The sequence below is a fragment of the Type-C symbiont of Plautia stali genome, from assembly GCF_059730935.1.
The window spans coordinates 220,476-246,562 of the sequence record NZ_AP035923.1; the positions used below are offsets into that span (position 1 = coordinate 220,476).

15 protein-coding genes are annotated in these 26,087 nt (G+C 57.3%); 11 read left to right on the top strand and 4 right to left on the bottom strand.

The annotated features are described in order from the left end of the window. Positions 1-132 precede the first annotated feature (132 nt). Positions 133-1,485 (bottom strand): glutathione-disulfide reductase, encoded by a 1,353-nt coding sequence (gorA, locus tag AC6I7J_RS01010; RefSeq protein WP_058770933.1) that lies wholly within the window; start codon positions 1,483-1,485, stop codon positions 133-135. A 130-nt stretch (positions 1,486-1,615) separates the two neighbouring features. On the opposite strand from gorA, the gene rnz reads away from it, so the two are divergent. Continuing rightward, positions 1,616-2,527, top strand: a complete 912-nt coding sequence (rnz, locus tag AC6I7J_RS01015; RefSeq protein WP_059012345.1) for a ribonuclease Z — start codon at positions 1,616-1,618, stop codon at positions 2,525-2,527. A 3-nt stretch (positions 2,528-2,530) separates the two neighbouring features. Here rnz and AC6I7J_RS01020 read toward each other — a convergent pair whose 3' ends face one another. Further along, positions 2,531-3,373, bottom strand: coding sequence for a 23S rRNA (adenine(2030)-N(6))-methyltransferase RlmJ (locus tag AC6I7J_RS01020; protein WP_021508100.1), 843 nt, complete (start codon positions 3,371-3,373; stop codon positions 2,531-2,533). Positions 3,374-3,709: 336 nt separating this feature from the next. Here AC6I7J_RS01020 and AC6I7J_RS01025 point away from each other — a divergent pair, with 336 nt between their 5' ends. From AC6I7J_RS01025 to AC6I7J_RS01055, 7 genes are all read left to right on the top strand, one after another. Next, complete coding sequence (locus AC6I7J_RS01025; RefSeq protein ID WP_021508101.1) at positions 3,710-4,159, top strand: YuaE family lipoprotein; 450 nt, start codon at positions 3,710-3,712, stop codon at positions 4,157-4,159. A 132-nt stretch (positions 4,160-4,291) separates the two neighbouring features. After that, positions 4,292-6,394, top strand: a complete 2,103-nt coding sequence (locus tag AC6I7J_RS01030) for a hypothetical protein (protein ID WP_394517011.1) — start codon at positions 4,292-4,294, stop codon at positions 6,392-6,394. 216 nt (positions 6,395-6,610) lie between these two features. After that, on the top strand, positions 6,611-8,653 hold the full coding sequence (prlC, locus tag AC6I7J_RS01035; protein ID WP_058775174.1) for an oligopeptidase A: 2,043 nt from the start codon (positions 6,611-6,613) through the stop codon (positions 8,651-8,653). A gap of 8 nt (positions 8,654-8,661) precedes the next feature. Further along, entirely contained in the window at positions 8,662-9,411 is a 750-nt protein-coding gene (gene rsmJ, locus AC6I7J_RS01040) for a 16S rRNA (guanine(1516)-N(2))-methyltransferase RsmJ (protein WP_021508104.1), read from the top strand. A 506-nt stretch (positions 9,412-9,917) separates the two neighbouring features. Beyond that, the gene (locus tag AC6I7J_RS01045; RefSeq protein WP_498006553.1) at positions 9,918-18,881 is read left to right on the top strand and encodes an Ig-like domain-containing protein; all 8,964 of its coding nucleotides are present in this window, start codon (positions 9,918-9,920) and stop codon (positions 18,879-18,881) included. A 3-nt stretch (positions 18,882-18,884) separates the two neighbouring features. Beyond that, the gene (locus AC6I7J_RS01050; protein ID WP_498007198.1) at positions 18,885-20,090 is read left to right on the top strand and encodes an Ig-like domain-containing protein; all 1,206 of its coding nucleotides are present in this window, start codon (positions 18,885-18,887) and stop codon (positions 20,088-20,090) included. 73 nt (positions 20,091-20,163) lie between these two features. Then, positions 20,164-21,054: an OmpA family protein gene (locus AC6I7J_RS01055; protein WP_498006555.1), complete on the top strand. Its 891-nt coding sequence runs from the start codon at positions 20,164-20,166 to the stop codon at positions 21,052-21,054. 84 nt (positions 21,055-21,138) lie between these two features. Here the strand turns inward: AC6I7J_RS01055 and uspA are convergent, their stop codons facing one another. Beyond that, positions 21,139-21,576, bottom strand: coding sequence for a universal stress protein UspA (gene uspA, locus AC6I7J_RS01060; protein ID WP_021508107.1), 438 nt, complete (start codon positions 21,574-21,576; stop codon positions 21,139-21,141). A 422-nt stretch (positions 21,577-21,998) separates the two neighbouring features. Here uspA and uspB point away from each other — a divergent pair, with 422 nt between their 5' ends. Beyond that, positions 21,999-22,334, top strand: coding sequence for a universal stress protein UspB (gene uspB, locus AC6I7J_RS01065; RefSeq protein ID WP_010618665.1), 336 nt, complete (start codon positions 21,999-22,001; stop codon positions 22,332-22,334). Positions 22,335-22,412: 78 nt separating this feature from the next. On the opposite strand, the gene pitA is transcribed toward uspB, so the two are convergent. Continuing rightward, positions 22,413-23,912, bottom strand: coding sequence for an inorganic phosphate transporter PitA (gene pitA / locus AC6I7J_RS01070; protein ID WP_021508108.1), 1,500 nt, complete (start codon positions 23,910-23,912; stop codon positions 22,413-22,415). Between the two features lie 240 nt (positions 23,913-24,152). On the opposite strand from pitA, the gene AC6I7J_RS01075 reads away from it, so the two are divergent. Both AC6I7J_RS01075 and AC6I7J_RS01080 read left to right on the top strand, forming a co-directional pair. Then, complete coding sequence (locus AC6I7J_RS01075; protein WP_498006557.1) at positions 24,153-25,337, top strand: BaiN/RdsA family NAD(P)/FAD-dependent oxidoreductase; 1,185 nt, start codon at positions 24,153-24,155, stop codon at positions 25,335-25,337. A gap of 348 nt (positions 25,338-25,685) precedes the next feature. Further along, complete coding sequence (locus AC6I7J_RS01080; RefSeq protein WP_394515767.1) at positions 25,686-26,033, top strand: hypothetical protein; 348 nt, start codon at positions 25,686-25,688, stop codon at positions 26,031-26,033. Positions 26,034-26,087 lie beyond the last annotated feature (54 nt).

Here is a 26,087-nt window from a genome sequence, read left to right on the forward strand (position 1 = left end):
TCGTCCCGTTACCGCAAAACGCTGGCCGCCGGGCCAGCAAAGCAAAAATCATAGCGGGTATGCGCGCTGTTGAGTAGTCAGCAAACAAAAAAGCCCCCAGGCGGGGGCTGCGATGATGGCGCTGAGGCGGTGTTAGCGCATGGTGACGAACTCTTCCGCCGCCGTCGGGTGAATCGCCACGGTGTTGTCGAAGTCTTTTTTGGTGGCGCCCATCTTCAGCGCCACCGCAAAGCCCTGCAGCATCTCATCCATGCCGTTGCCGATACCGTGAATACCCACAATCTTCTCTTCCGGCCCCACGCATACCAGCTTCATGCGGCACGGCTGACGGTGCTGGGTCACGGCGGTATACATGGCGGTGAACGACGATTTGTACACTTTTACCTGGTCGTCGCCATACTGCTCACGCGCCTGCGGCTCGGTCAGACCGACGGTGCCAATCGGCGGATGGCTGAACACCACGGTGGGAACGTTGCTGTAGTCGAGATGCTCGTCCGGCTTGTTATTAAACAGGCGTTCGGACAGGCGACGGCCTGCCGCCACGGCCACCGGCGTCAGCTCGACCGCACCGGTGTTATCACCTACCGCATAGATGCCTTTAACGTTAGTGTTCTGGAACTTGTCGACCTGAATGTAGCCTTTGTCATTCAGCGCCACACCGGTCACCGCCAGGTTGAGGTTATCGGTGGCGGGCTCGCGGCCAATCGCCCATACCAGGCAATCCACCGTCTGCTGCTGACCGTTTTCCAGCTGCAGCGTCAGGCTGCCGTCAGCGTTCCTGATCACCGCTTTCGGGATCGATTCGGTGTGCAGCGTCGGACCTTCCGCCTGCATCACTTCTACCAGCGTCTCAACAATCAGCGGGTCAAAGCTGCGCAGCGGCGCATGCTGACGCACAAACAGGTGAGTTTCTGCGCCCAGCGCATTCACCACGCCGGCCAGCTCTACCGCAATATAGCCTGCGCCTACCACCGCAACGCGTTTTGGCAGCGCCTCCAGTTCAAAGAAGCCGTCGGAATCGATGCCGTACTCTGCGCCCGGCACCTGCGGATGGCTGGGACGACCGCCAGTGGCGATCAGGATATGGTCGGCGGTAATGGTCTCGCCGTTGACTTCCACCGTGTGGGCATCGACAAAGCGCGCGAACCCTTTGATCACTTCCACCTGGTTTTTACCCAGCACGTTGTCGTACGAGGTGTGGATACGGTCGATGTAGGCGCTGCGATTTTTCACCAGCGTTGACCAGTCAAAGCGATTAACGGTGGTATCAAAGCCGTAATCCGGACCGTACAGGTGAATCGCTTCGGCGATTTGCGCCGCATGCCACATCACTTTCTTCGGTACACAGCCGACGTTGACGCAGGTGCCGCCCAGCTCTTTCGCTTCGATCAGCGCGCACTTCTGGCCATACATCGCCGCACGGTTAATGGAGGCGATACCGCCGCTGCCGCCGCCAATGGCGAGGTAATCAAAATGTCTGGTCATCCGTTGTGTCCATCTGTTGGAGGAAAACTGGCATAGAGTGTAACGCCGCTTCAGTTACCGGCGCAAAGTTTGCACCTATGTATGTAATAGGGTTGAATGCCGGCAAGGGGTTGGCTCAAAGGAACTTATCATGCACCTGACATTTCTTGGTACCGGCGCGGGCGCGCCCAGCCTGCAGCGCAACGTCACCGCCATTGCGCTGACGCTGTCGAAGCGCGGCGAAACCTGGCTGTTCGACTGTGGCGAAGCGACGCAGCATCAGTTTATGCGATCGGCGCTTAAGCCCGGCAAGCTGGAAAAAATCTTTATTACCCATTTGCATGGCGATCACATCTTTGGCCTGCCGGGTCTGCTCACCAGCCGTTCGATGGCGGGCCTGACCGAGCCGATGACGCTGTACGGTCCGAAAGGATTGCGCCAGTTTGTCGACACCGCGCTCAGCCTGAGTGGCTCTTATACCGGCTATCCACTGGAGATTGTAGAGATCGAAGCCGGTCCGGTGCTGGATAACGGTGAGTTTCGCGTCACTGCTTATGCGCTGAATCACGTGGTTGAGTGCTATGGCTACCGCATCGAACAGCATGATAAGCCGGGCTTCCTTGACGCACCGCGCCTGAAGGCGGAAGGTGTGCCGCGCGGCCCGTGGTATCAGGACCTGAAACAGGGCAAACGCATCACGCTGGAAGATGGCCGCGAGATCAACGGTGCCGACTATCTTGGCCCGGCCACCAAAGGCAAAGTGCTGGCGATCTTCGGCGATACCGGCCCTACCGAGGTGGCGTTGCAGCTGGCGGCGAACGCCGATGTGATGGTGCATGAAACCACGCTTGAAGCGGCGATGGCGGAAAAAGCCAACGGGCGCGGCCACTCCACTACGGTGCAGGCGGCCAGCGTGGCACAGCGCGCTGGCGCAAAACGCATGATCGCTACGCACTTTAGCTCGCGCTATTTGTCACAGGATCGGGAAAGGCTACTGGCTGAGTGCCAGTCGGTGTTTCCGGCCACCGAACTGGCGCATGATTTTGCGATATTTGAGGTGTAGCGCTTATTCCGGCACGATTTGCGTCACGCTGTAGTGACCGGTGCCGGCGGGCACCAGTTTCTGGTGCAGCCACGGCAGCAGCTCTTCCATCTGTGCTTTCAGCTTCCACGGCGGGTTGATGACAATCATCCCGGACGCGGTCATGCCGCGCTGATCGCTGTCCGGACGCACTGCCAGCTCGATCTGCAGAATATTGCGGATGCCGGTGGCTTCCAGATCCTTCAGCATGTGCTTGATCTGCTGGCGCAACACCACCGGATACCACAGTGCATAGACGCCGGTGGCGAAACGTTTGTGACCTTCCTGAATGCCTTTCACCACATCCTGATAATCGCTTTTCATTTCGTACGGCGGGTCGATAAGGATCAGGCCGCGACGGGTCGGTGGCGGCAGTTTGGCCTTCAGCTGCTGATAGCCATCCGCGCGTTCAACGCGGGCGCGCGCATCTTTACTGAACTCACTGCGCAGCAGCGGGTAATCGGTCGGATGCAGTTCGGTGAGCTGCAGCTTATCCTCGTCGCGCAGCAGATGGCGGGCGATCAGCGGCGAGCCAGGGTAATAGCGCAGCGTGCCGGTTGGGTTGAGGTTGCGAATCGCCGCCAGATAGGGCTTCAGCAGCGCCGGTGCGTCCGGCTGTTGCCAGATACGCGCAATGCCTTCCAGATATTCGCCGGTACGTTCGGCGTGCTCACCGCTCAGCTGGTAACGTCCGGCACCGGCGTGAGTGTCCAGATAGAGGAAAGGTTTCTCCTTCTCCATCAGGGCGGTGAGGATCAGGCTTTCAACGGTGTGTTTCAGCACGTCGGCGTGGTTGCCGGCATGAAAACTGTGGCGATAACTCAGCATAAAAAAGAGGGGTCCGCGGTTGGATCAATGAAGTCGAATAGATCGTGTGTGGCGCGATTATAGCCGCGCCGCATAAAAATTGCTGACGTTTTACCATCCGCTTAAGTTTTCAGCGTGCGGGTCGCTTTAGCGGAATGCGACCGGTCTGGTAGAGAACTAATTTCACTCAGGGATAATTCGACTCTCGAAATTTTACCGCAGATTAAGTAAGTTAGTAGCCGAAAACGAAGCGGTCGCGAGCGAAATGCCAGGAATGCGTCTCTGGCAAGGAAACTTTTCGGCCATGGCCGTATAATTTTTTGCTTCAAGCATCCTTAATAACTCCTGGTGACAATAATGAAAAAAATGACTGGTATCGCGGTGGCAAGCCTGCTGGCACTGGCCGGCTGCGCGAAACAACAGCCTGTTCATAGCCTGGTAACGCCGCCCGCCGCCGACGCTCAGCCGATGGCTGAATCCGCTGCACGGCCTGACGGCCAGCCGTTTGTAACCGAAGCGCCAGCCCAGCCGGCCGCTGCCTCGTTCGCTGACGATCGCGCCAGCAACATTCAGCAGTGCCGTAAAGAGCTGGATGCGATGCGTCTCTACAGCCAGGCGTCTTATGACAGCTACCAGGCGGAATTCCAGAAAATTGGCGCGCAGACCAACAAATATCTGCAGATTAAAGATTCGATCGGCGCGGATATTAACGATTTAGTCATGCCGCGCTATCAGTTCCAGATCCGTGAACTGTGCTTCCGCATTAAAACCCGTCTGTCACAGCTGATTATTCGCCAGGCCGGTTAACAATAACGGCGTAAGCCGACCCCTTTTTTAACAGCGCGACAACCTCGCGCGGTGGATGGCTTCATCTCAATTAACATATTGAGATGAGGCCTTTTGTTTCTTAGCGGCAAGGAGCCGCGACTGGAGGTTTTGATGACACAGCGTCATCTGCTGGCGGTGCTGATTAGCGCGGCCTTACTGCTACCCGGACAGGCCGCGTCAGCGGCTGATGATGACATGCTGCGCGCGTTCAGCGAAGCAGCGCGCACCCTGCCGCCGGCACCGGCAGCAAAACCACAGCCACCTGCAAAACCGGCCGCTAAACCGGCGGCGAAAACCGTCAGCAAGGCAGAGAAAAAAGCCGCAACAGCGCCCGATCACAGTGCGGAACTGACGCGTCTGCGCCTCCGCGTGGCGGAACTCGAAAAGCTGTCTGCGGCACCTGCGGTGAAAGCGGACGATGCGTTAAAGGCGCAGCTGGCTGCCAGCGACAAAAAACTGGCAGCGCTCAGCGCGGAGAAGCAGCAGCAGGAGAAAAACATCGCCACGCTGCAGCAGGCGCTGAAAGAGGCACAGCAGCAGCAAAGCGCCGGCAGTGCCCAGCTGACGAAACAGCTCAGCGACGCGCGCGCGGCGGCCACCCAGAGCGCCGATGCGCTTAAAGCGTTGAAAGCGGAAAACGACAAGGCGCTGGCGGCACTGCAGGCAGAGAGCAAAAAGCAGCTCAGCGCCCGGCAGGCCGGGAACGATAAAAAACTGGCAGCGCTCAGCGCGGAGAAGCAGCAGCAGGAGAAAAATATCGCCACGCTGCAGCAGGCGCTGAAAGAGGCACAGCAGCAGCAAAGCGCCGGCAGCGCCCAGCTGACGAAGCAGCTCAGTGACGCGCGCGCGGCGGCCACCCAGAGCGCCGATGCGCTTAAAGCGCTGAAAGCCGAAAACGAGAAAGCGCTGGCGGCGCTGCAGGCTGAGAGCAAAAAGCAGCTCAGTGCCCAGCAGGCCGGGAACGATAAAAAGCTGGCAGCGCTCAGCGCGGAGAAGCAGCAGCAGGAGAAAAACATCGCCACGCTGCAGCAGGCGCTGAAAGAGGCTCAGCAGCAGCAAAGCGCCGGCAGCGCCCAGCTGACGAAACAGCTCAGCGACGCGCGCGCAGCGGCCACCCAGAGCGTCGACGCGCTGAAAGCGCTGAAAGCCGAAAACGAGAAAGCGCTGGCGGCGTTGCAGGCTGAGAGCAAAAAACAGCTCAGCGCCCAGCAGGCCGGGAACGACAAAAAACTGGCGGCGCTACAGGCAGAAAACGACAAGGCGCTGGCGGCGCTGCAGGCTGAGAGCAAAAAGCAGCTCAGCGCCCAGCAGGCGGAAAGCGATAAAAAGCTGGCGGCATTACAGGCTGAAACCAAACAGCAGCTCAGCGCGCAACAGGCTGAGAGCGCCCAAAAACTGGCCGCGCAGCAGACTGCAAGCGACAAACAGCTGAAAGCGTTACAGTCACAGCAGACGGAAAGCGAGAAGAAGCTCACCGCGCTGCAGACGCAGCAGGCCGAGCGTGAAAAACAACTCGCCGCGCTGGATAGCGAAAAACAGCAGCAGGCGCACAACCTGGCGCAGCTGACGCGGGAACTGGAGGCGGCGAAGCAGCAACCGGCCGCCGCGCCGAAACTTTCTGCCCCGAAGAGCGATGCCGAACGCGATGGCTACACGCTGGGTCAGTTCATCGCCAGCAATGCGGTGGTGCAGCTGCAGATGGTCAAAGACATCGGCCTCAGCATCAGTATGGATCAGCTGATTGCCGGCTTAACCACCCAGCTGCAAAGCGGTGATTCGCTACTTGATGGCGAAGAGATGGCGCGCCGTTACGCCACTATGCAGGCCTCCATTGGCAAAGGACTGAACGCACTGATTGAAAAAGGTTACGCGCAGCTGGACAAGAAAGTGGCGAAGCGTAAAGCGCTGAAGAAAGATCTCGGCATGCAGTGGTTTGCGGTGAAAAGCGTCAAAGGCAAACTGCTGCCGGACCAGCAGGCAGCGGTCAGTGTCCGCGTCACCACTCTGAGCGGCAAGGTAATCAACGATTTTTCGCACGATCAGGTGCCGTTCAACGACAGCCTGCCGCCACTGTTGCAGGAAGGCATGTCGCTGACTGGTAAAGGCGGCGCAGTGGAAGGCTGGGCGCTGGCGAAAGATATTTACGAGCGCGAGCCGCTGCCACCGTGGGTCGCGCCGTATGATGTGATCCATTATCAGCTGACCATCAAATAACCTCTGGCCCGCCGTCTGGCGGGCTTTTTTTTCAACATTGCGCGCTAGATCGCGCCGCTACTGATACGTGCACTTATTGTAGCGGCGCGATTCATCGCGCGTTTTTCTCTCTGCCCTTGCGGGTGGCATTGATTTTCCCCTCGTCTGGCCGCATGTTAGTAAAATTGCGTCGCGCCCCTGCGCGCGGCCCCACTCCATGATGAAAGGACTGCGCTTATGACCAATCCGTTACTCACGCCTTTTACGCTACCGCCTTTTTCCGCCATCAAACCTGAGCACGTGGTTCCCGCTGTAACTGAAGCGCTGAACGACTGTCGCGCGGCGGTGGAGCGCGTAGTGGCGCAGGGCGCGCCTTACACCTGGGAAAATTTAGTCCAGCCGCTGGCGGAAGTGGACGATCGCCTGGGCCGCATCTTCTCGCCGGTCAGCCATCTCAACTCGGTAAAAAACAGCCCGGAACTGCGCGAAGCCTACGAGCAGACGCTGCCGCTGCTGTCCGAATACAGCACCTGGGTGGGTCAGCACGAAGGCCTGTATCAGGCGTATCGCAACCTGCGTGAGGGCGAGAGCTACGCACAGCTGGATACCGCGCAGAAGAAAGCGGTGGATAACAGCCTGCGCGACTTTGAGCTGTCCGGTATCGGCCTCGATAAACAGAAACAGAAACGCTATGGCGAGATCGCCGCGCGCCTCTCCGAGCTGGGATCGGCTTACAGCAACAACGTGCTGGACGCCACCATGGGCTGGAGCAAACTGATCACCGACGAAGCTGAACTGGCGGGAATGCCGGAGAGCGCACTGGCCGCAGCCAAAGCGCAGGCGGAAGCCAAACAGCAGGAAGGCTGGCTGCTGACGCTGGATATCCCGAGCTATCTGCCGGTGATGACCTACTGCGACAACGCCGCGCTGCGTGAAGAGATGTATCGCGCCTATTCCACCCGTGCCTCCGATCAGGGCCCGAACGCCGGTAAATGGGACAATGGCCCAATCATGGCGGAAGAGCTGGCGCTGCGCCACGAGCTGGCCGAGCTGCTGGGCTTTGACTCGTTCGCCGACAAATCGCTGGCAACCAAAATGGCGGAAAGCCCGTCTCAGGTGATCGACTTCCTGAACGACCTCGCCAAACGCGCGCGCCCGCAGGGTGAAAAAGAGCTGGCGCAGCTGCGTGCCTTCGCCAAAAAAGAGTTTGGCGTGGACGAGATGAATCCGTGGGATCTCACCTATTACGGCGAGAAGCAGAAACAGCATCTGTACACCATCAGCGACGAACAGCTGCGTCCGTACTTCCCGGAATCACGCGCGGTAAACGGCCTGTTTGAAGTGGTGAAGCGTATTTATGGCATCACCGCCAAAGAGCGTACCGACGTGGATGTTTACCATCCGGACGTGCGTTTCTTCGACCTGTTCGACGAGAGCGGCGAGCTGCGTGGCAGCTTCTACCTCGACCTTTACGCGCGCGAGCACAAGCGCGGCGGCGCGTGGATGGATGACTGCGTCGGGCAGATGCGTAAAGCCGATGGCAGCCTGCAGAAGCCGGTGGCGTACCTGACCTGTAACTTCAATCGCCCGGTCCAGGGCAAACCGGCGCTGTTCACTCATGATGAAGTGACCACGCTGTTCCACGAGTTCGGCCACGGCCTGCACCACATGCTGACGCGCATCGAAGCGCCGGGCGTATCCGGCATCAACGGCGTGCCGTGGGACGCGGTCGAGCTGCCGAGCCAGTTTATGGAAAACTGGTGCTGGGAGCCGGAAGCTCTGGCGTTCATCTCCGGCCATTACGAAACCGGTGAGCCGCTGCCGAAAGCGCTGCTGGATAAAATGCTGGCGGCGAAAAATTATCAGGCGGCGCTGTTCATTCTGCGTCAGCTGGAGTTCGGCCTGTTCGATTTCCGTCTGCATACTGAGTTTGATCCGGCGCAGGGTGCGCAAATCCTCGAAACCCTGCGTGAAGTGAAAAAGCAGGTTGCCGTGGTGCCGAGCCCGGAGTGGGGCCGCTTCCCGCACGCCTTCAGCCACGTGTTTGCCGGTGGCTACGCGGCGGGTTACTACAGCTATCTGTGGGCCGACGTGCTGGCTGCCGATGCGTATTCGCGCTTCGAAGAAGAGGGCATCTTCAACCGCCAGACCGGTCAGTCGTTCCTCGATAACATCCTGACGCGCGGCGGTTCCGAAGAGCCGATGGAGCTGTTCAAACGTTTCCGCGGCCGTGAACCGCAGCTGGATGCGATGCTGGAACACTACGGAATTCAGGGATAAGCCTGCTTGTGAAGATCGGTTTAGTGGATGAAACAGGCGCCGGAGACGGCGCCTTATTACATTTGGCGCAGCGCTGGGGGCTGGAGCAGGACGACAGCGCCACGCTGGCGCTGGTGCTGACAGCGCAGCATCTGGAGCTGCGTAAAGTGGACGAGCCGAAGCTCGGCGGCATCTTTGTCGATTTCGTTTCCGGCGCGATGGCGCACCGGCGCAAATTTGGCGGCGGACGCGGCGAAGCGGTGGCGAAAGCAGTGGGCATCAAAGGGGATTACCTGCCCGACGTGGTGGATGCGACGGCAGGACTGGGGCGCGATGCCTTTGTGCTGGCCGCGCTGGGCTGTCGCGTGCGTATGCTGGAGCGTCATCCGGTGGTCGCGGCGCTGCTGGAAGATGGTTTGCGGCGTGGTTATGAAGATGCGGAGATCGGCGGCTGGCTGCGCGAGCGCCTGACGCTGCTGCATGTGGTCAGCCAGCAGGCGCTGAGTGATATTACGCCGGCACCGGACGTGGTGTATCTCGATCCGATGTATCCGCACCGGCAGAAAAGCGCGCTGGTGAAGAAGGAGATGCGGGTGTTTCAGTCGCTGGTGGGGCCGGACGAGGATGCCGATGCGCTGCTCGAACCGGCGCGCCGTCTGGCGAAGAAGCGCATCGTGGTGAAGCGCCCGGATTACGCACCGCCGCTGGCCGGCGTCGCCACCCAATCAGCGGTGGTGACCAAAAGCCACCGTTTCGATATTTATCCGCCGTTGTCGTAAGCAGTCACTATGGCTTAGCGGCGTGAATCATCGCGTCGCTGCAAGCCATATAATTTCATATCATGACGATGCATAACGTGGATTGTGCATAGCCATAAGTTAACTGGTTAAAACTCATATCTTTACTGTCTTCCGCCCGGTAATTGACTCCTTCCAGACTTATGCCAACCCATCAAGCATATTTCCGTTATTTTTTTTGATGTCAGTATTGCTATTTTTATGGTTTTTATTTTTAGGGGTGAAATTACTGATAAACATCCGGCTATATAAGATTTTTCCCCTAAGAGATTAATCTTATTATTTTTTTAAGTCATTGATAAAATTTATTATTTGTATTTTTTGTCTGAATTTGTTTTGCGACATGTCTCAATAAGAAAGTGCGGTCCTTGTTGATATTATTTCCGCGTTAAGGATGGGGCTTTCATTGTGCTCTCTCATCCGGGAAATTTCTCAACGCTAACCTTATTGTTTAGCGTGATTATTAAAACACATGGACTATATAAATTATGAACGCCACCCCCGTTAATGTCGCCGTTGTAGACAAAAAAACGGTTGTCGAAGCGCAGGTGCTTCGCAACGGTAAAAATGGAAAACCGGTAAAAATCAAAGCCATTGCCAATGGGAAATATATCCTTGCTGAAGGTGAGAAGGGTGTTGCACCTGAAAACATCACCGTCAAGCGCGTAGGCAAAAGTCTCTGGGTTATCCTGGAGGATGGCGATCTGGATAAACCCGACCTCATCATTGAGGATTTTTTTGTCTACCCCGGCCAGCTGGTTGGTAAAGCAGAAGACAACGCTTTCCATGAATACATCGCCTCTGATGCGCGTGATGATCACGAAGCTGCAGCGCTTGCTGACGGCGATTATTCGGCGCTGGTGCTTGGTTCAGAATCCGTTCCGGGGCTGGATAATCTGCTGATTGCCGAAAATGGTCTGATTAACCCGATGCTGTTGGGTCTGGGTTTACTTAGCGCGATTGGTGCAGCGGCTGGCATCATTTATCACAACAATAAAAAAGATCACGGTAAGTCAGGTGAGGGTGAAGGCGGGAATCTGCCCGATCCGGTATTCACGCGAGGCGCAACCATTGATGCGGTGACGGATAACGTGGGCGCAATTCAGGGACCGCTGGCCAGCGGCGACTATACCGATGACGCGACGCCAACTCTGAGCGGCACTGGCACCAATCCTGGTAATACTGTTGAGATCTGGGATAACGGCACAAAAATTGGTGAAGCCATTGTTGATCAGGACGGTAACTGGACATTTACGCCAGGCACGGCGCTGGCTGAAGGCGACCATAGCTTTACGGTGATTGAACGCGACGGTAAGGGTAACACCAGCCAGCCTTCCGAACCGTTTGAGCTAATTATCGATCTCAAAGCGCCAGCACAGGCTACGCTGGACAGCGTATTCGACGATCACGGTTCGCTCACCGGGTTGATTGGCAACGGCGAGGCCACCGATGACAATACGCCGACCCTCTCCGGCAAAGCGGAACCGTACAGTACCGTATCGATCTACGACAACGGTGAAAAAATCGGTGAAGCACTGACTGATGCCAACGGCAACTGGACCTTCACCCCTGCAACGGCACTGGCTGATGGTGAGCACGCATTCACCGTGGTTGCTGCCGACCGTGCCGGTAATATCGGCCTGCCCTCTGCTCCTCACATCATCACTATTGATACGCAGGCACCGGTAAATCCGGGCATTGGTGAAGTCACTGACAACGTGGGTAGCATTGTCGGACCGGTAGACAACGGCGGTAGCACCGACGACAGGACACCTACCATCGGCGGCGGCGGCACGCCTGGCGACGTGGTAACCATTATTGATGACGGCAAGCCGATTGGCAGCACTGTCGTGGGTGATGACGGCAAGTGGGAGTTTACGCCAGAACAGCCCCTGGAAGAGGGTGAGCACAACATCGGTATCATCATCACCGATCCGGTCGGCAACGAGTCTGCACCTTCAGATGATTACACCATTATTGTCGATACCCAGGCACCGGATAAGCCGCGCATTGTTGCGGTTATCGACAATCAGGGTGAACAGCAGGGTGAACTGCAGCCGGGCGATACGACCGATGATGCGCTCCCGACCATAAAAGGCGAGGCTGAAGCTGGCAGCATTGTTAACCTGTATGACAATGGCGTGCTGATTGGCTCCGCGCGTGCAGACGCCGCAGGCAACTGGGAATTTACTCCGAACAAACCGCTCAGCAATGGCGGACACTCTCTCACGGCAGAAGCAACTGACGCGGCGGGTAACGTCAGCGAAACGTCTGACAGCTTTGATTTCACCCTGATCACCGGTGGTGTGCCAAGCGCGCCGGCGATTATTGGTGTGCTGGACGATGTGGGTGATATTCAGGGCAACGTCGCGAAAAACGGTGTCACCGATGACACCCGCCCAACCGTGCATGGCACGGCGCAGCCAGGCTATACCGTTTCCGTTTATGACGGTGATGTGCTGCTGGGCACCACCACCGCTGATGAAAACGGCCGCTGGCGCTTTACACCGGAAGTGGACCTGGCTGAAGGTGAACATCAGCTGTCCGCTACTGCTACCGATGCGGCGGGCAACATCAGTCCGCAGACCGGCGTGTATCCGATTATCATTGACACTACCCCGCCAGAAAATAGCGGCGACAACACCCTGACTGATGATGTCGGCGCGATTCAGGGCCCGATTAACAGTGGCGATACCACTGATGATGCCACACCTACCTTTGACGGTAAAACTGAGCCGGGCGCTGTGGTGATTATCCGTGATAACGGTGAAGAAATTGGCCGCGTTGTCGCGGACAAAGACGGTAACTGGACATTCACCCCGGAACAACCGCTGGCCGAAGGCGATCACAGCTTTTCTGCGCAACCGGTAGATAACGCCGGTAACAAAGGTGAAGAAAGCGCGCCAGTCGACTTCATCGTCGATACCTCTGGTGTTGAAGTGACGATTATCAACGTCTATGACGACGCAGGCGAAGCTGGCTACGTGCAAAAAGGTGGCGTGACTAACGATGCTACGCCGACCATCAATGGTTCAGCGACGCCAGGTGCGCTGATCCATATTTATGACAACGGTGAGCTGATTGGCTCCGCGCTGGCAAATTACAAGGGTGAATGGTCATTTACACCAGCGGAGCCGCTGAATGAAGGCGAACACAGCTTTACTGCCACGGCGACGACCGAAGCCAATGGCGTCAGCGCACCGACCGCACCGTTTGATCTGATCATTGATATCACTGCCCCAGGCAATGACGGCATTGACGAGGTGCAGGATGACGTAGGTAGCGTTCAGGGACCCGTTGAAAGCGGCGAGGTGACTGATGACAGCACGCCAACGCTGGTTGGTGGCGGCACGCCGGGTGACGTGGTGACCATTATTGATAACGGCGAAACCATCGGTAGTACCGTCATCGGTGATGACGGCAAGTGGGAATTCACGCCAGAAACGCCACTCAACGACGGTGAACACAAGTTTGAAACCGTAATCACCGATCCGGCGGGTAACACCAGCGAACCATCCGATCCTTACACTGTCATCGTGGATACCACCCCACCAGTGAAACCGGAAATCGGCGATATCATTGACGATGTCGGTAACGAAACCGGGCCGATCGAAAACGGCGAATCAACCGACGACACGCAGCCGACCATCGGCGGTGGCGGCACACCGGGTGACGTAGTGACTATCATCGACAACGGTAATCCAATCGGCAGCACCGTGATCGGTGACGACGGCAAGTGGGAATTTACCCCGGAAGAGCCGCTGGAAGACGGCGAACACAATATCGGCATCATCGTGACAGATCCGGCAGGTAATGAATCCTCACCGTCTGACGATTACACCATTATCGTGGATACGCAGGCGCCAGAAAAACCTGTAATTAAAGAAGTATATGATAATCAAGGTGATAAGCATGGTGCACTCAATCCGGGTGAGGTGACGGATGACGCCCAGCCGACCGTGCGCGGCGAAGCGGAGCCGGGTAGCCTGGTCAACCTGTATGACAATGGCCAACTGGTGGGTTCAGCTGTCACGAATGCTGAAGGCCAATGGGAATTCACGCCAACCCGACCGCTGCTGAACGGTGCGCATTCACTCACTGTGGAAGCAGTTGATGCGGCCGGTAACATTAGCGAACCGTCCGACAGCTTTGACTTCATGCTGGAGGCCGGCGGCGCGCCGACCGCACCGGCGATCACTGGCGTAGTGGACAACGTCGGAGATGTGCAGGGCGCAATTGAAAAAGGCGGCGTGACCGATGATGTCCGTCCTACCATTAACGGTACCGCGCAGCCGGACAGCGTAGTCACCGTGTATGCCGATGGCAAAGTGCTGGGGACCGCCCTGACGGATGCCGCAGGCAAATGGTCATTCACGCCAGATAGTGACCTGGCCGAAGGGCTGCGTAATCTGAGTGCTACCGCGACCAACGCGGCCGGTAATATCAGCCCGTCAACCGGACTCTACCCGATTGTGATTGACACCACCGCGCCTGATGCCAGCAGCGATAATCAGCTGACGGATGACGTTGGCGACATTCAGGGGCCGATTAATAGCGGCGACACTACGGATGACGCGCAACCAACCTTCAGCGGTGTGACCGAGCCGGGTGCGACCATTATTATCCGCGACAACGGCCAGCCGATTGGCAGCGCGGTCGCCGGTAAAGACGGCAACTGGCGCTTTACGCCGGACCAGCCGCTGGCGGATGGCGATCACAGCTTCACTGCGCAGCCAGTTGATAAAGCCGGTAATAAAGGTACGGAAAGCCAGCCAGTTGACTTCATTGTCGATACCTCTGCGGTGCTGGTGACCATCAATAGCGTTTATGACGATGCGGGTTCTGTCACGGGCAACCTGACCAGCGGTGCGGTCAGCGATGACACCACGCCAACCCTCAACGGTTCGGCGACGCCAGACGCACTGATTCATATCTATAACAACGGCACGCTCATCGGTTCCGCAAAAGCCAACTACAAAGGCGAGTGGAGCTTTACGCCAGATGTTGCGCTGGCAGAAGGTGAACATCACTTCACGGCCACCGCGACAAACGCCGCCGGAACCAGCGCCGAGTCGTCACCTTTTGACCTCACCATCGATCTGACCCCGCCAGTCGTGGGCGGTATTGATAGCGTACTGGATGACGTGGGCACGGTGCAGGGCCCGGTCGACAACGGTGGCATTACTGACGACACCACGCCTACGCTGGTAGGCGAAGGCGTGCCGGGCGATGTGGTGACCATTATCGACAACGGTGAAACCATCGGCAGCGCGGTAATTGGCGAGAATGGCAAGTGGACCTTCACGCCGGAAACCCCGCTCAACGACGGCGAGCACAAATTTGAAACCGTGATCACCGATCCGGCCGGCAACAGCAGCCAGCCGTCCGATCCGTACATTGTGACTGTTGATACGCAGGCGCCGAACAAGCCAGCGATTACCGAAGTGTTTGATGACCAGGGCGATCGCACCGGTGCGCTGAAATCCGGTGATACCACCGATGACAGCATTCCTACCGTGAAGGGCACTGCGGAAGCCAACAGCCTGGTGAAGATTTATGACAACGGTGAACTGATCGGTAGCGTGCGCGCTGACGGGCAGGGCAACTGGCGCTTCGAACCGGGCAAACCGCTGGTTAACGGCGCACACTCGCTAACCGTGGAAGCGATCGACGCGGCGGGCAACGCTAGCGAGCCATCAGAGAAGTTTGACTTCTCGCTGGCAGCCGGCGGTAAGCCAACGGCACCGGCTATCACTGGCGTGATGGACAACGTAGGTGACATTCAGGGTGCAATCCAGAAAGGCGGTCTGACCGACGACGCGCGTCCGACCATCAACGGTACCGCCCAGCCGGGCAGCATCGTTACGCTGCTGGTTGATGGCAAAGCTGTGGGCAGCACCCAGGCCGATGGCGCCGGGAACTGGTCATTTACGCCGGACAGCGATTTGGCGGATGGTGTGCGCAACATCACCGCTACCGCCACTAACGCGGCCGGTAATATCAGTCCGGAAACCGGGGCGTATCCAATTGATATCGATACCTCCGCGCCAGAAGCCAGCAAAGGTAATCAGCTGATTGACGACGTTGGCCTGGTGCAGGGTCCGATTAACAGCGGCGACATCACCGATGACGCGACGCCCACCTTTAAAGGTAAAACCGAGCCGGGCGCCACGGTAATCGTGCGCGATAACGGTAATGAACTGGGTCGCGCGGTAGCTGATAAAGACGGTAACTGGAGCTTCACGCCGGATCAGCCGCTGGCGGATGGCGACCACAGCTTTACCGTTCAGCCGGTGGATAAGGCCGGTAACAAAGGGCCGGAAACTGACGCCATTGACTTCACCGTAGACACCTCCAAAGTGGTGATTGCTATCACTCAGGTGTATGACGATGCGGGCAGCATTACCGGTAATCTCACGTCCGGTCAGGTGACAGATGACACCACGCCGACCCTGAAAGGCACCGCAACCGGCAACGCGCTGGTGAAAATTTACGACAATGGCCAGCTGATTGGCAGCACGGTGGCAGCCAAAGACGGCAGCTGGAGCTTTACGCCTGGCGTTGCGCTGAGCGAAGGGCCGCACAGCCTGACGGCGACCGCCACCACGCCGGCACACGGCGAGAGTGAGGCCACAGCCGCCTTCGATATCACTATTGATATCACGGCGCCGAACAACGCTGGCATCGAGGATGTCCGTGATGACGTGGGTACGGAACAGGGCACCGTGGACAACGGCGGCGCGACTGACGATACCACGCCAACGCTGACTGGCGGCGGTAAACCGGGCGACGTGGTAACCATCATCGATAACGGTGAAACCATCGGCAGCGCGGTAATTGGCGAGAATGGCAAGTGGACCTTCACGCCGGAAACTCCGCTCAACGACGGTGAGCACAAATTTGAAACCGTGATCACCGACCCGGCGGGCAACAGCAGTAAGCCGTCGGATCCTTATGTAGTGAATGTGGATACGCAGGCACCGAATAAGCCAGCGATCACTGAAGTGTATGACGATCAGGGCGATCGCCGTGGACCAATCGCTGCAGGCGACACCACTGATGATGCGACACCGACGGTACGCGGTACCGCTGAAGCCGACAGTCTGGTGAATATTTATGACAATGGCGTGCTGATAGGCTCAACCCGCACTGACGGCAAAGGCAACTGGAGCTTCGAGCCACCGTTACCGCTGGCCAACGGTGCCCATGCGCTGACAGCGGAAGCGGTAGATGCCGCTGGTAACGTCAGCGAGTCGTCAGACAAGTTTGAGTTTGGCCTGATCAGCGGCGGTGTGCCGAATGCGCCGGCGATTACCAGCGTAATGGATAACGTAGGAGACATTCAGGGCCTGGTGCAGAAGGGAAGCGTCACCGACGATGCACGACCAACCATTAACGGTACCGCACAGCCGAACAGCCTCGTTACGCTTTATGCAGACGGCATTAAGCTGGGCACGGTAACGGCAGACGCCAACGGTAACTGGAGCTATACGCCAGCCAGCGATCTGCGTGACGGCGTGCATAACATCAGCGCGACTTCCACCAATGCTGCCGGCAACGTCAGCCCGGAAACCGGCGTCTATCCGATTGAAGTGGATACCACGGCGCCAGGCAACATCATCAATCCGGTACTGACGGATGATGTCGGCCAGGTACAGGGGCCGATTCGCAGCGGCGAGACCACCGACGATGCCACGCCGACCTTTAGCGGTAAAACTGAGCCGGGCGCTACGGTAATTGTGCGCGACAACGGCAAAGAGCTGGGCAGAGTGGTCGCCGATGACAGCGGTAACTGGACGTTTACCCCGGGCACGCCGCTGACGGATGGCAAGCACAGCTTCACCGCGCAGCCGGTCGATCTCGCCGGTAACCAGGGCCCGATTGGCGGGGCGATTGACTTTACCGTCGACACTTCTGCGGTGGTGATAGCGCTGACCCGCGTGGAAGACAACGCTGGCAGTGTCAGAGGCGATCTGAGTTCCGGTCAGGCCACCGATGACACCACGCCAACGCTGTACGGCACCGCGACGCCGAACGCGCTGGTGAAAATTTATGACAACGGCAAGCTGATTGGTCAGGTAAGCGCTAACGCGCAGGGCCAGTGGAACTTCACGCCGGGCACAGCGCTCAGCGAAGGTTCGCACGCCCTGACCGTGACGGCGACCACGGAAGCACACGGCGAAAGTGAGCCAACCAGTCAGTTCGATCTGCTGATTGACATCACCGCGCCGAACAAGGGCGTGATTGACTCCGTCAGCGACGACGTCGGCACGGTTCAGGGACCAATTGGCAAAGGCGGCTATACCGATGACACCACACCAACTCTGTCCGGCCGCGGTACGCCAGGTGATAAGGTCACCATCATCGATAACGGTACGCCGATTGGTGAAGCAACCGTTGGCAACGACGGGCGCTGGAGCTTTACCCCGACTACGCCGCTTAACGATGGTACGCACAACTTCACCGTGGTGATGACCGATCCGGTGGGCAACAGCTCGGCACCGTCTGACGTCTGGCCGGTGATTGTCGATACCCAGGCGCCGAATCCGGTAGTGCTCACCAGCATTATGGATAACGTTGGCAGCGTGACCGGCCCGATTCAGCGCGACGGCACGACCGATGATAAGCGGCCAACGCTGAATGGCACCGCCGAGCGTGACAGCCTGGTGACCATTTACATTGGTGAAGTTGCAGTAGGCTCGGTGAAAGCTGATGCCAGCGGCAACTGGAGCTTTACGCCGGGCAGCGATCTGGCTGATGGACGCTATGAGTTCACCGTCACTGCCACCGACGCGGCCGGTAACACCAGCTACCCAACCCAGCCGTGGGCGATAACCGTTGATACCGTAGCGCCGAACCTGCCAGCGATTGTACGCGTCTACGATGACGCCGGCAGCATCACCGGTGATGTGCTGAACAACGGCATTACCGATGATAAGCGGCCGACCATCAGCGGCACCGCCGAGGCCAACAGCACCGTTACCGTATACATCGACGGTACGCCTGCCGGTACCGTACGCACCGATGGCAGCGGTAACTGGAGCTTTACCCCGGGCAGCGATCTGGCCGATGGTCTGCACCGCATTACCGCCACCGCCACCGATACCGCGGGCAACACCAGCGGCCAGACCGCGGCGTGGAACATTACCGTAGACACCGTGGCACCGAACGCACCGGTCATTGTCACCATTGAAGATGATATCGGCAGCATTAAGGGCAACATCGATAAAAATGGCTTCACTGACGACAAGCGGCCAACCATCAACGGCACCGCCGAGGTCAACAGCCTGGTAACCATCTACATCGACGGCAAAGCGGTGGGCAGCACCCGCGCCAATGGCAGCGGTAACTGGAGCTTCATCCCGGCCAGTGACCTGTCGGACGGACTGCATCACATCAGCGCCAAAGCCAGTGATAGCGCTGGCAACAGCAGCGGTGAGGCTGTGACCTAGGATATCACCGTTGATACAGTGATCAGTACCCCGACCATCGATACGGTGTATGACAACGCCGGCAGCAAAACCGGTAACGTGGCTAACGGCGGTAAAACCGATGACACCACGCCGACGCTGTCAGGCAAGGCGGAAGCCAACAGTGTGGTGACCATTTATGATGGCAGCACCAAACTGGGTTCGGTGACAGCGGGCGCGGATGGTTCATGGAGCTTTACGCCATCGCCTGCACTAAATAATGGTAATCATACATTTAGCGTTATATCGGTAGATAAAGCGGGAAATAATGCTAAATCAGATAGTTGGAGTGTAGCCATTGGGCCCGATATTGTCGAAAAAGAATTTTTAGAAGACTTTAACAATAGTGCTCAAGGTCGGGTGTCTATTGGACGTCAATTCAATGGCTTTACAATAGACATAACTAACCAATACCTCCAGGTAGCAGATGTGGGAGGTGTTCCGACGAGAATTTTAGTTACGGGGACCTCAAGTGGTAACCCCAGCACTCCGGTTAATGCAACAACAGGATTTAAGCTTGATTATTTAGCAACAGATTTTTCAATAGATTTATTACATGTGAACCCACCTGCGGGACATAATGGGGTACCTTCTGTATATGTCAGATTTTATGATGAAAATCACAACCTTATAAAGGAGGTTCCAGTCTCGGGTAATCATACTCTCATAAATGTCACTTATAGCGGGACCCCAATTAAATTTGTGGAGATTCAGCAGGTCAATGAAATAGCTGGAATTGGTTTTGATAATGTTAAAATGAAGTGTTTAGTTGAGGATAATCAACAGCTAGCTTTTGAAGATGTTAATTTGATGTCTGATGAAAATGTAAATGGGCTATCAGCACTTATTGATATTAAAACGATCTTGGTCGAGGAAAAAATTGATGAATCATTTGAGGAGTTGCGAGCAGGTACCCTACAAGCAGTTCTGAATCTGGATCATTTACTTGATCATGCTGTTGAAGGCCAATTTATTGAAGACGATAAAAAGCTGGCTCTATTAAAAGGTGAAAGTACCGACATTATTACTCTTTCTGATTTACTCAAAGACGGTTCTGATATGGGAGACTGGAAACAGATAACTGGTGTAATAACCGTTGGCGGTGAAAAGTATGATGTTTATCAACACTCAGGAACAGAGATAGAACTTCTGGTGCAGCAGGGGGTAAAAGTCGAACTGGATAATCATTAATCAGCCGTGGCTTTTTTAACCTGTTAACCATCAATACTAATCGGGTGCCCTTTTGGGCACCCGTGGAGGAGTTATGAAAACTTTCAGCCTTACCCTGCTGGCCGCACTGCTGGCCGGCTCCGTTACATTTAGTCATACCGCGCTGGCAGCAAAACCGTTTGGCGAGCTGTATCAGCCGGTGAGCGGCGTGCCGGCGTCGCAATCGCAGGTAGTTTATTACCGCACCCTTGCCCAGACGGGCAAAGACGCGGCGCATGTGTATGTCGACGGCGAATTCCAGACCGCGCTGCTGCCGGGCGGTTTCAGCGTCTTCTGCCTCAAACCGGGCAGCCACTCGCTGGATAACTACATGAAAGACGCGCCGCGCTACAGCGGTAAGCGCGCCCAGGCGTGGCGCGACAACTTTGCCGGCGGCACCACCTACTTTGTGCGCCTCGGCAACGTCACTACCGGCCAGCCGCAGGTGGTCAGCCGCCAGCAGGCGGAGCGGGAACTCAACGGGGCGCAGCAGCAGATCCACGCGCTGTCGCGTGCGTCATCGGTCGTGAAGTGTGACAACCTGGCGCCGCGCAGCTATAAAGACTACGTGCTGGCCGGTGACGTGCTGTTCAACTTTGGCAAATCGTCGATTGGCGATATCTCCGCCGCCGGCCGCCGCGCGGTCGGTGCGCTGATTGCCGAGCTGCAGCGCGATCGCGCCGAGCTGAAAAGCCTCGAAGTGATTGGTCACACCGACCCGATTGGTAACGCCAGCGCCAACCGCCAGCTCGGCCAGCAGCGCGCTGCTACGGTACGCCAGATGCTGATTGACGGCGGCCTGCCGGCCACTGTGATCCGCGCCAGCAGCGCGGGCAGCAGTGAACCGGTGGTGGAGTTTTGTGAAGGATCGCGCGCCGCGCAGATTGCCTGTAACGCGCCGAATCGCCGGGTGGTGGTGCGGGTGGCGCTGAACCAACAGCCGTAAGCGTCACTCATTTCCCTAAGCCATGTTGTAGTTGTTCTGTTATTGCAGTCTTTTGCCCCTCGGTCCGAGGGGCTTTTTTACTGGTTATTCCTCTTCCTCGTCGCGCAGCGGCACAATCAGCATATCGATATGCACGGTATTGATCAGCTGGCGCGCCGACGACATCAGCTTGCTCCAGAAATCCTGATGATGGCCGCACACCACCAAATCGACATCGTATTTTTTAATCGCGTCCACCAGCACCTGGCCGAGATCGCCGCTGCCGCTCAGGGTTTCGCTAATCGGATAACCGGCATTGGTGGAAAGCTCGCGCAGCGCGGTGTGCGTCTCTTCCGAAATACGCTTCTGCATGTCGCCGAGGTTGACGTCAATCAGCCCGGTGTAGAGATCTGAATAGTTCACATCAACGTGAATCAGCGAGATTTTTGCATCATAAGGACGGGCCAGTGATACCGCTTTATCAACCAGCAACTGGCTTTCCGGGGAAAGGTCTACTGCAATCAGGATGTGTTTATAAGCCATGATAAAACTCCTTTCTCAAGATTCTGGGGCAACCCGAATTTCTGCCGTTCGGCTGGCGTAATCCTTTGCGCGTAACGGCGATGAAGCGCCACCAACCACAATGTCAGCCACGCAGGCGAATAATTGTTATATCCCGAGTATAGCCAGAGTGGGTAGCAAATGCTGCAAACCGAAGCCCGGCTGTGAGTCAGATCATGGGTTATCGCTTTTTTCGCTCGCGCTGAACGAAAATCATCGCTGGAAAAAATTTAAACAGATCTCCTACACTGAAAATGAGGGCCACTCCCGTCCGGGTAGCGCGCTCAGGTCCGCATAACAACAATGCAATTCGATTCATCTGTGGCTGGCTTATTTCCCGTGGGGCGTCTGCAGCTTTTCCCCGCTGCAGGTAACGTCATTGCGGCTCCAGCCGGGAGGGGAACATGATCAGCACTATCGCGCTTTTTTGGGCTCTGTGTGTGGTTTGTCTGGTGAATATGGCGCGTTACTTCTCATCGTTGCGCTCACTGCTGGCGGTGCTGCGCGGGTGCGATCCGTTGCTGTATCAGTATGTTGATGGTGCCGGTTTCTTTACGTCCCACGGTCAGCCGAGCAAGCAGGTGCGGCTGGTGCGCTATATCTGGGAGAAACGCTATCGCGATCATCACGACGATGAATTTATTCGTCGCTGCGAGCGGGTGCGTGGTCAGTTTGTTCTGACCAGCGGGCTGTGTTTTCTGGTGGTGGTGAGCCTGATCGCCTTAGCGATTTGGCACTGAGAAGGGGAGCGGGTTCTGTCGCGGCGCGCTGTATTGTATTCGCAACGCACCACGACAGAACCCTGCAACGCTGAAGCGTTAAATCAGCTTTAGCGCAATCCAGTACAGCGAGCCAGACAGCAAAATACACACTGGCAGGGTGAATACCCAGGCCATCGCGATATTTTTGATGGTGCGGCTCTGCAGCCCACCGCCATCTACCAGCATGGTACCGGCAACCGACGATGACAGAATGTGCGTGGTCGAAACCGGCATCCCGGTGTAGCTGGCGATACCAATCGACACCGCCGCCGTGACCTGGGCCGACATGCCCTGCGCATACGTCATGCCTTTTTTACCGATCTTCTCGCCGATGGTGGTCGCCACGCGGCGCCAGCCAATCATGGTACCGATGCCGAGCGCCAGCGCGACCGCCACGATAATCCAGACCGGCGCATACTCGATGGTGCCGAGCAGATCGCCTTTCAGCTTATTGAGGAAGCGCTTATCGTCGGCGCTGGTCTCCGGCAGCTTAGCGGCTTTGTCCGCGGTGTCGGAGATGCACAGCAGCAGACGACGCATCTGACCGCGCTGGTCAGGCGTGAGATCGCTGTAGCTCTGCAGGTTACCCAGCAGACCCTGCGCACGGTTAATCGCATCAAGCGCACGGGAGCTATCACAATGGAACTCCTGCGGGCCGCCGAGCGACTCTTCCGGCGTCGGCACCGCCGGTGGTGCCATCTGCACGATGTGCGTCAGCGACTGGCCGTGCTGCTGGTAATACTGCTCAAGATGATTCACCGCATCGCGCGTACGGGTGATGTCATAACCGGAGGCATTCATATTCACCACAAATCCCGCCGGCGCGACGCCAATCAGCACCAGCATGATCAGGCCGATGCCTTTCTGACCGTCGTTGGCACCGTGCGAATAGCTCACGCCAATGGCGGAGACAATCAGCGCGATACGTGTCCAGAACGGTGGCTTTTTCTTGCCGTCGATCTTCTCGCGGTCAGCAGGCGTCATGTGAATGCGAGCCCGTTTTTTGGTGCTGCTCCAGTAGCGACGCAGCAGGAAAATCAGGCCACCCGCAATGATCAGACCAACAATCGGCGACAGAATCAGGGAGAGGAAAATATTGATGACTTTCGGCAGGTTCAGCGCATCCACCACCGACGTGCCGGTCATCAGCGCATTGGTGAGACCAATACCGATGATGGCGCCGATCAGCGTGTGCGAACTGGACGCCGGTAAGCCGAGATACCAGGTACCGAGGTTCCAGATAATCGCCGCCAGCAACATGGAGAACACCATGGCGAGCCCATGCGCCGAACCGACATTCAACAGCAAATCGGTTGGCAGCATATGCACAATGGCATAGGCCACGCTCAAACCGCCGAGCAGCACACCTAAGAAGTTGAACACACCGGCCATCACAACCGCCAGTTGCGCCCGCATCGCACGGGTGTAAATGACTGTAGCGACCGCGTTGGCAGTGTCGTGAAAGCCGTTGATTGCTTCGTAAAACAACACAAACAGCAGAGCAAGAACCAATAACAGGCCGGTGCTTAGGTCAAGACCAGCAAACAGATGTAGCATAAACGTTACGCCATTTTGGAGGACATGAACGCGGCGCATTATCTGCGACAACGTGCGCTATGGGAAAGAAAAATATAGCTCTTTTTTGTCTTAAATTTGTCATCCAGCAGGTAATTAATGGCAAAAAGACCGCAAAATGAGCAAGTTACAATATGACACATTTACGGCAATTTTTTGTCGCTGGCGCGAAAAGCCGCAGATCTCTACAATCAGCGCCTTTCAATCAGGTGGGTTAAGGCAGTGGAAAAGTTTGACGTTATCATTATTGGTGCAGGCGCGGCCGGCATGTTCTGCGCGGCGCAGGCCGGGCAATTAGGCCGTCGCGTGCTGCTGCTGGATAACGGCAAGAAGGCAGGGCGCAAAATTCTGATGTCCGGCGGCGGCCGCTGCAACTTCACTAATCTGTACACCGAACCGGCGGCGTACCTGTCACATAATCCGCACTTCTGCAAATCGGCGCTGGCGCGCTACACCCAGTGGGATTTTATCGATCTGGTTAATCGTCACGGCATCGCCTGGCACGAGAAAACTCTCGGCCAGCTGTTCTGCGATGATTCGGCGCAGCAGATTGTTGATCTGCTGCTGAAAGAGTGTGAAGCCGGCCAGGTGACGCTGCGGCTGCGCAGCGAAGTGCTGAGCGTGGCGCGCGACGACGACGGTTATACGCTGCAGCTGAATGGCTCGGCGGTTCACGCGGACAAGCTGGTGATCGCCAGCGGTGGTCTGTCGATGCCGGGACTGGGGGCAACACCGTTCGGTTATAAAGTGGCGGAACAGTTTGGCCTGCGCGTCCATCCGACGCGCGCCGCGCTGGTACCGTTTACGCTGCACAAGCCGCTGCTGGAGCAGCTGAACACGCTTTCCGGCGTGGCGCTGCCGACCACCATCACCGCTCAGGACGGCACGCTGTTTAAAGAGGCGATGCTGTTTACCCACCGCGGCCTGTCCGGTCCGGCGGTGCTGCAGATCTCCAGCTACTGGCAGCCGGGCGAGTTTGTCACCGTCAACCTGTCGCCGGAGACCGCACTGGACGATTTTATCGACGTGCAGCGCGCGGCGCATCCCAACCTCAGCCTGAAAAACAGCCTGGCGAAGATCCTGCCGAAGCGGCTGGTGGAAGTGCTGCAGGAGCTGCAGCAGATTCCCGACGTGACGCTGAAGCAGCTCAACAGCAAGCAACAGAGCGAGCTGGTCACCACGCTGCACCAGTGGCGCGTGCAGCCAAACGGCACCGAAGGCTATCGCACCGCCGAAGTGACGCTGGGCGGCGTGGATACTTCGCAGCTGTCGTCAAAGACCATGGAAGCGCGCGACGTGCCGGGGCTCTATTTCATCGGCGAAGTGGTGGACGTGACGGGCTGGCTCGGTGGCTACAATTTCCAGTGGGCGTGGAGCTCGGCGTGGGCGTGCGCGCAGGCGGTTTAATTTTTTAATAGTCGAGTGGTTTTTCCCTCACCCTAACCCTCTCCCGCAAGCGGGAGAGGGAACTGGCCGGTGCATGCCTTTCACATTTCCACTCGCTGCGCCTTCCCGGTTAACAAATGTTACGTACTGCATTCCCCGCCCGCAGCGGACCACTCCCTCTCCCGCTTGCGGGAGAGGGCCGGGGTGAGGGCAAACCCAAACCCAAACGACTAAGAATCTCCCCCATTTGTCAGACTGCACTGACCGGCGCGTAGGCCTGGTCTCATTAACCTTAAACCTGCCAGTCCTTAAAATAGCCTGAGGCCAGCCGGTCAGCACAGGGGAAGCGCAGGGATGAAAGACGCATATATGGATTGGTTCATTCACCACTTTATTCAGCCACCGCGCCAGGCGCGCGTGCGTTTGCTGGCTTACACCGGCGGGCCGGTGGCAGCGCATCAGCTGGCGAACAGCCTGCCGCGCTGGCTCACTAACGATGTGCAGCACCTGCGACGCGGCATGATGCGCGAGTACCGGGCGCAGATTAACGGCATGGCGCATTTTCCGGCGCTGGTGACGGATTTCAATGACGCGCGCACGCTGGCGCTGGGGGAGCTGCAGCCGCAAAGGTGTAAGCTAAGGCTGGTGATCAGCCCTGCAGCCGGGAAATTTTTCCTGTTCGACCAGACAGGCGATGTATGGATAGGTGGTATTTAACGTCTGATTTGTTTTGGACACGGCCATGGCAGGGGAAATTAAAGCCTGAAGGAT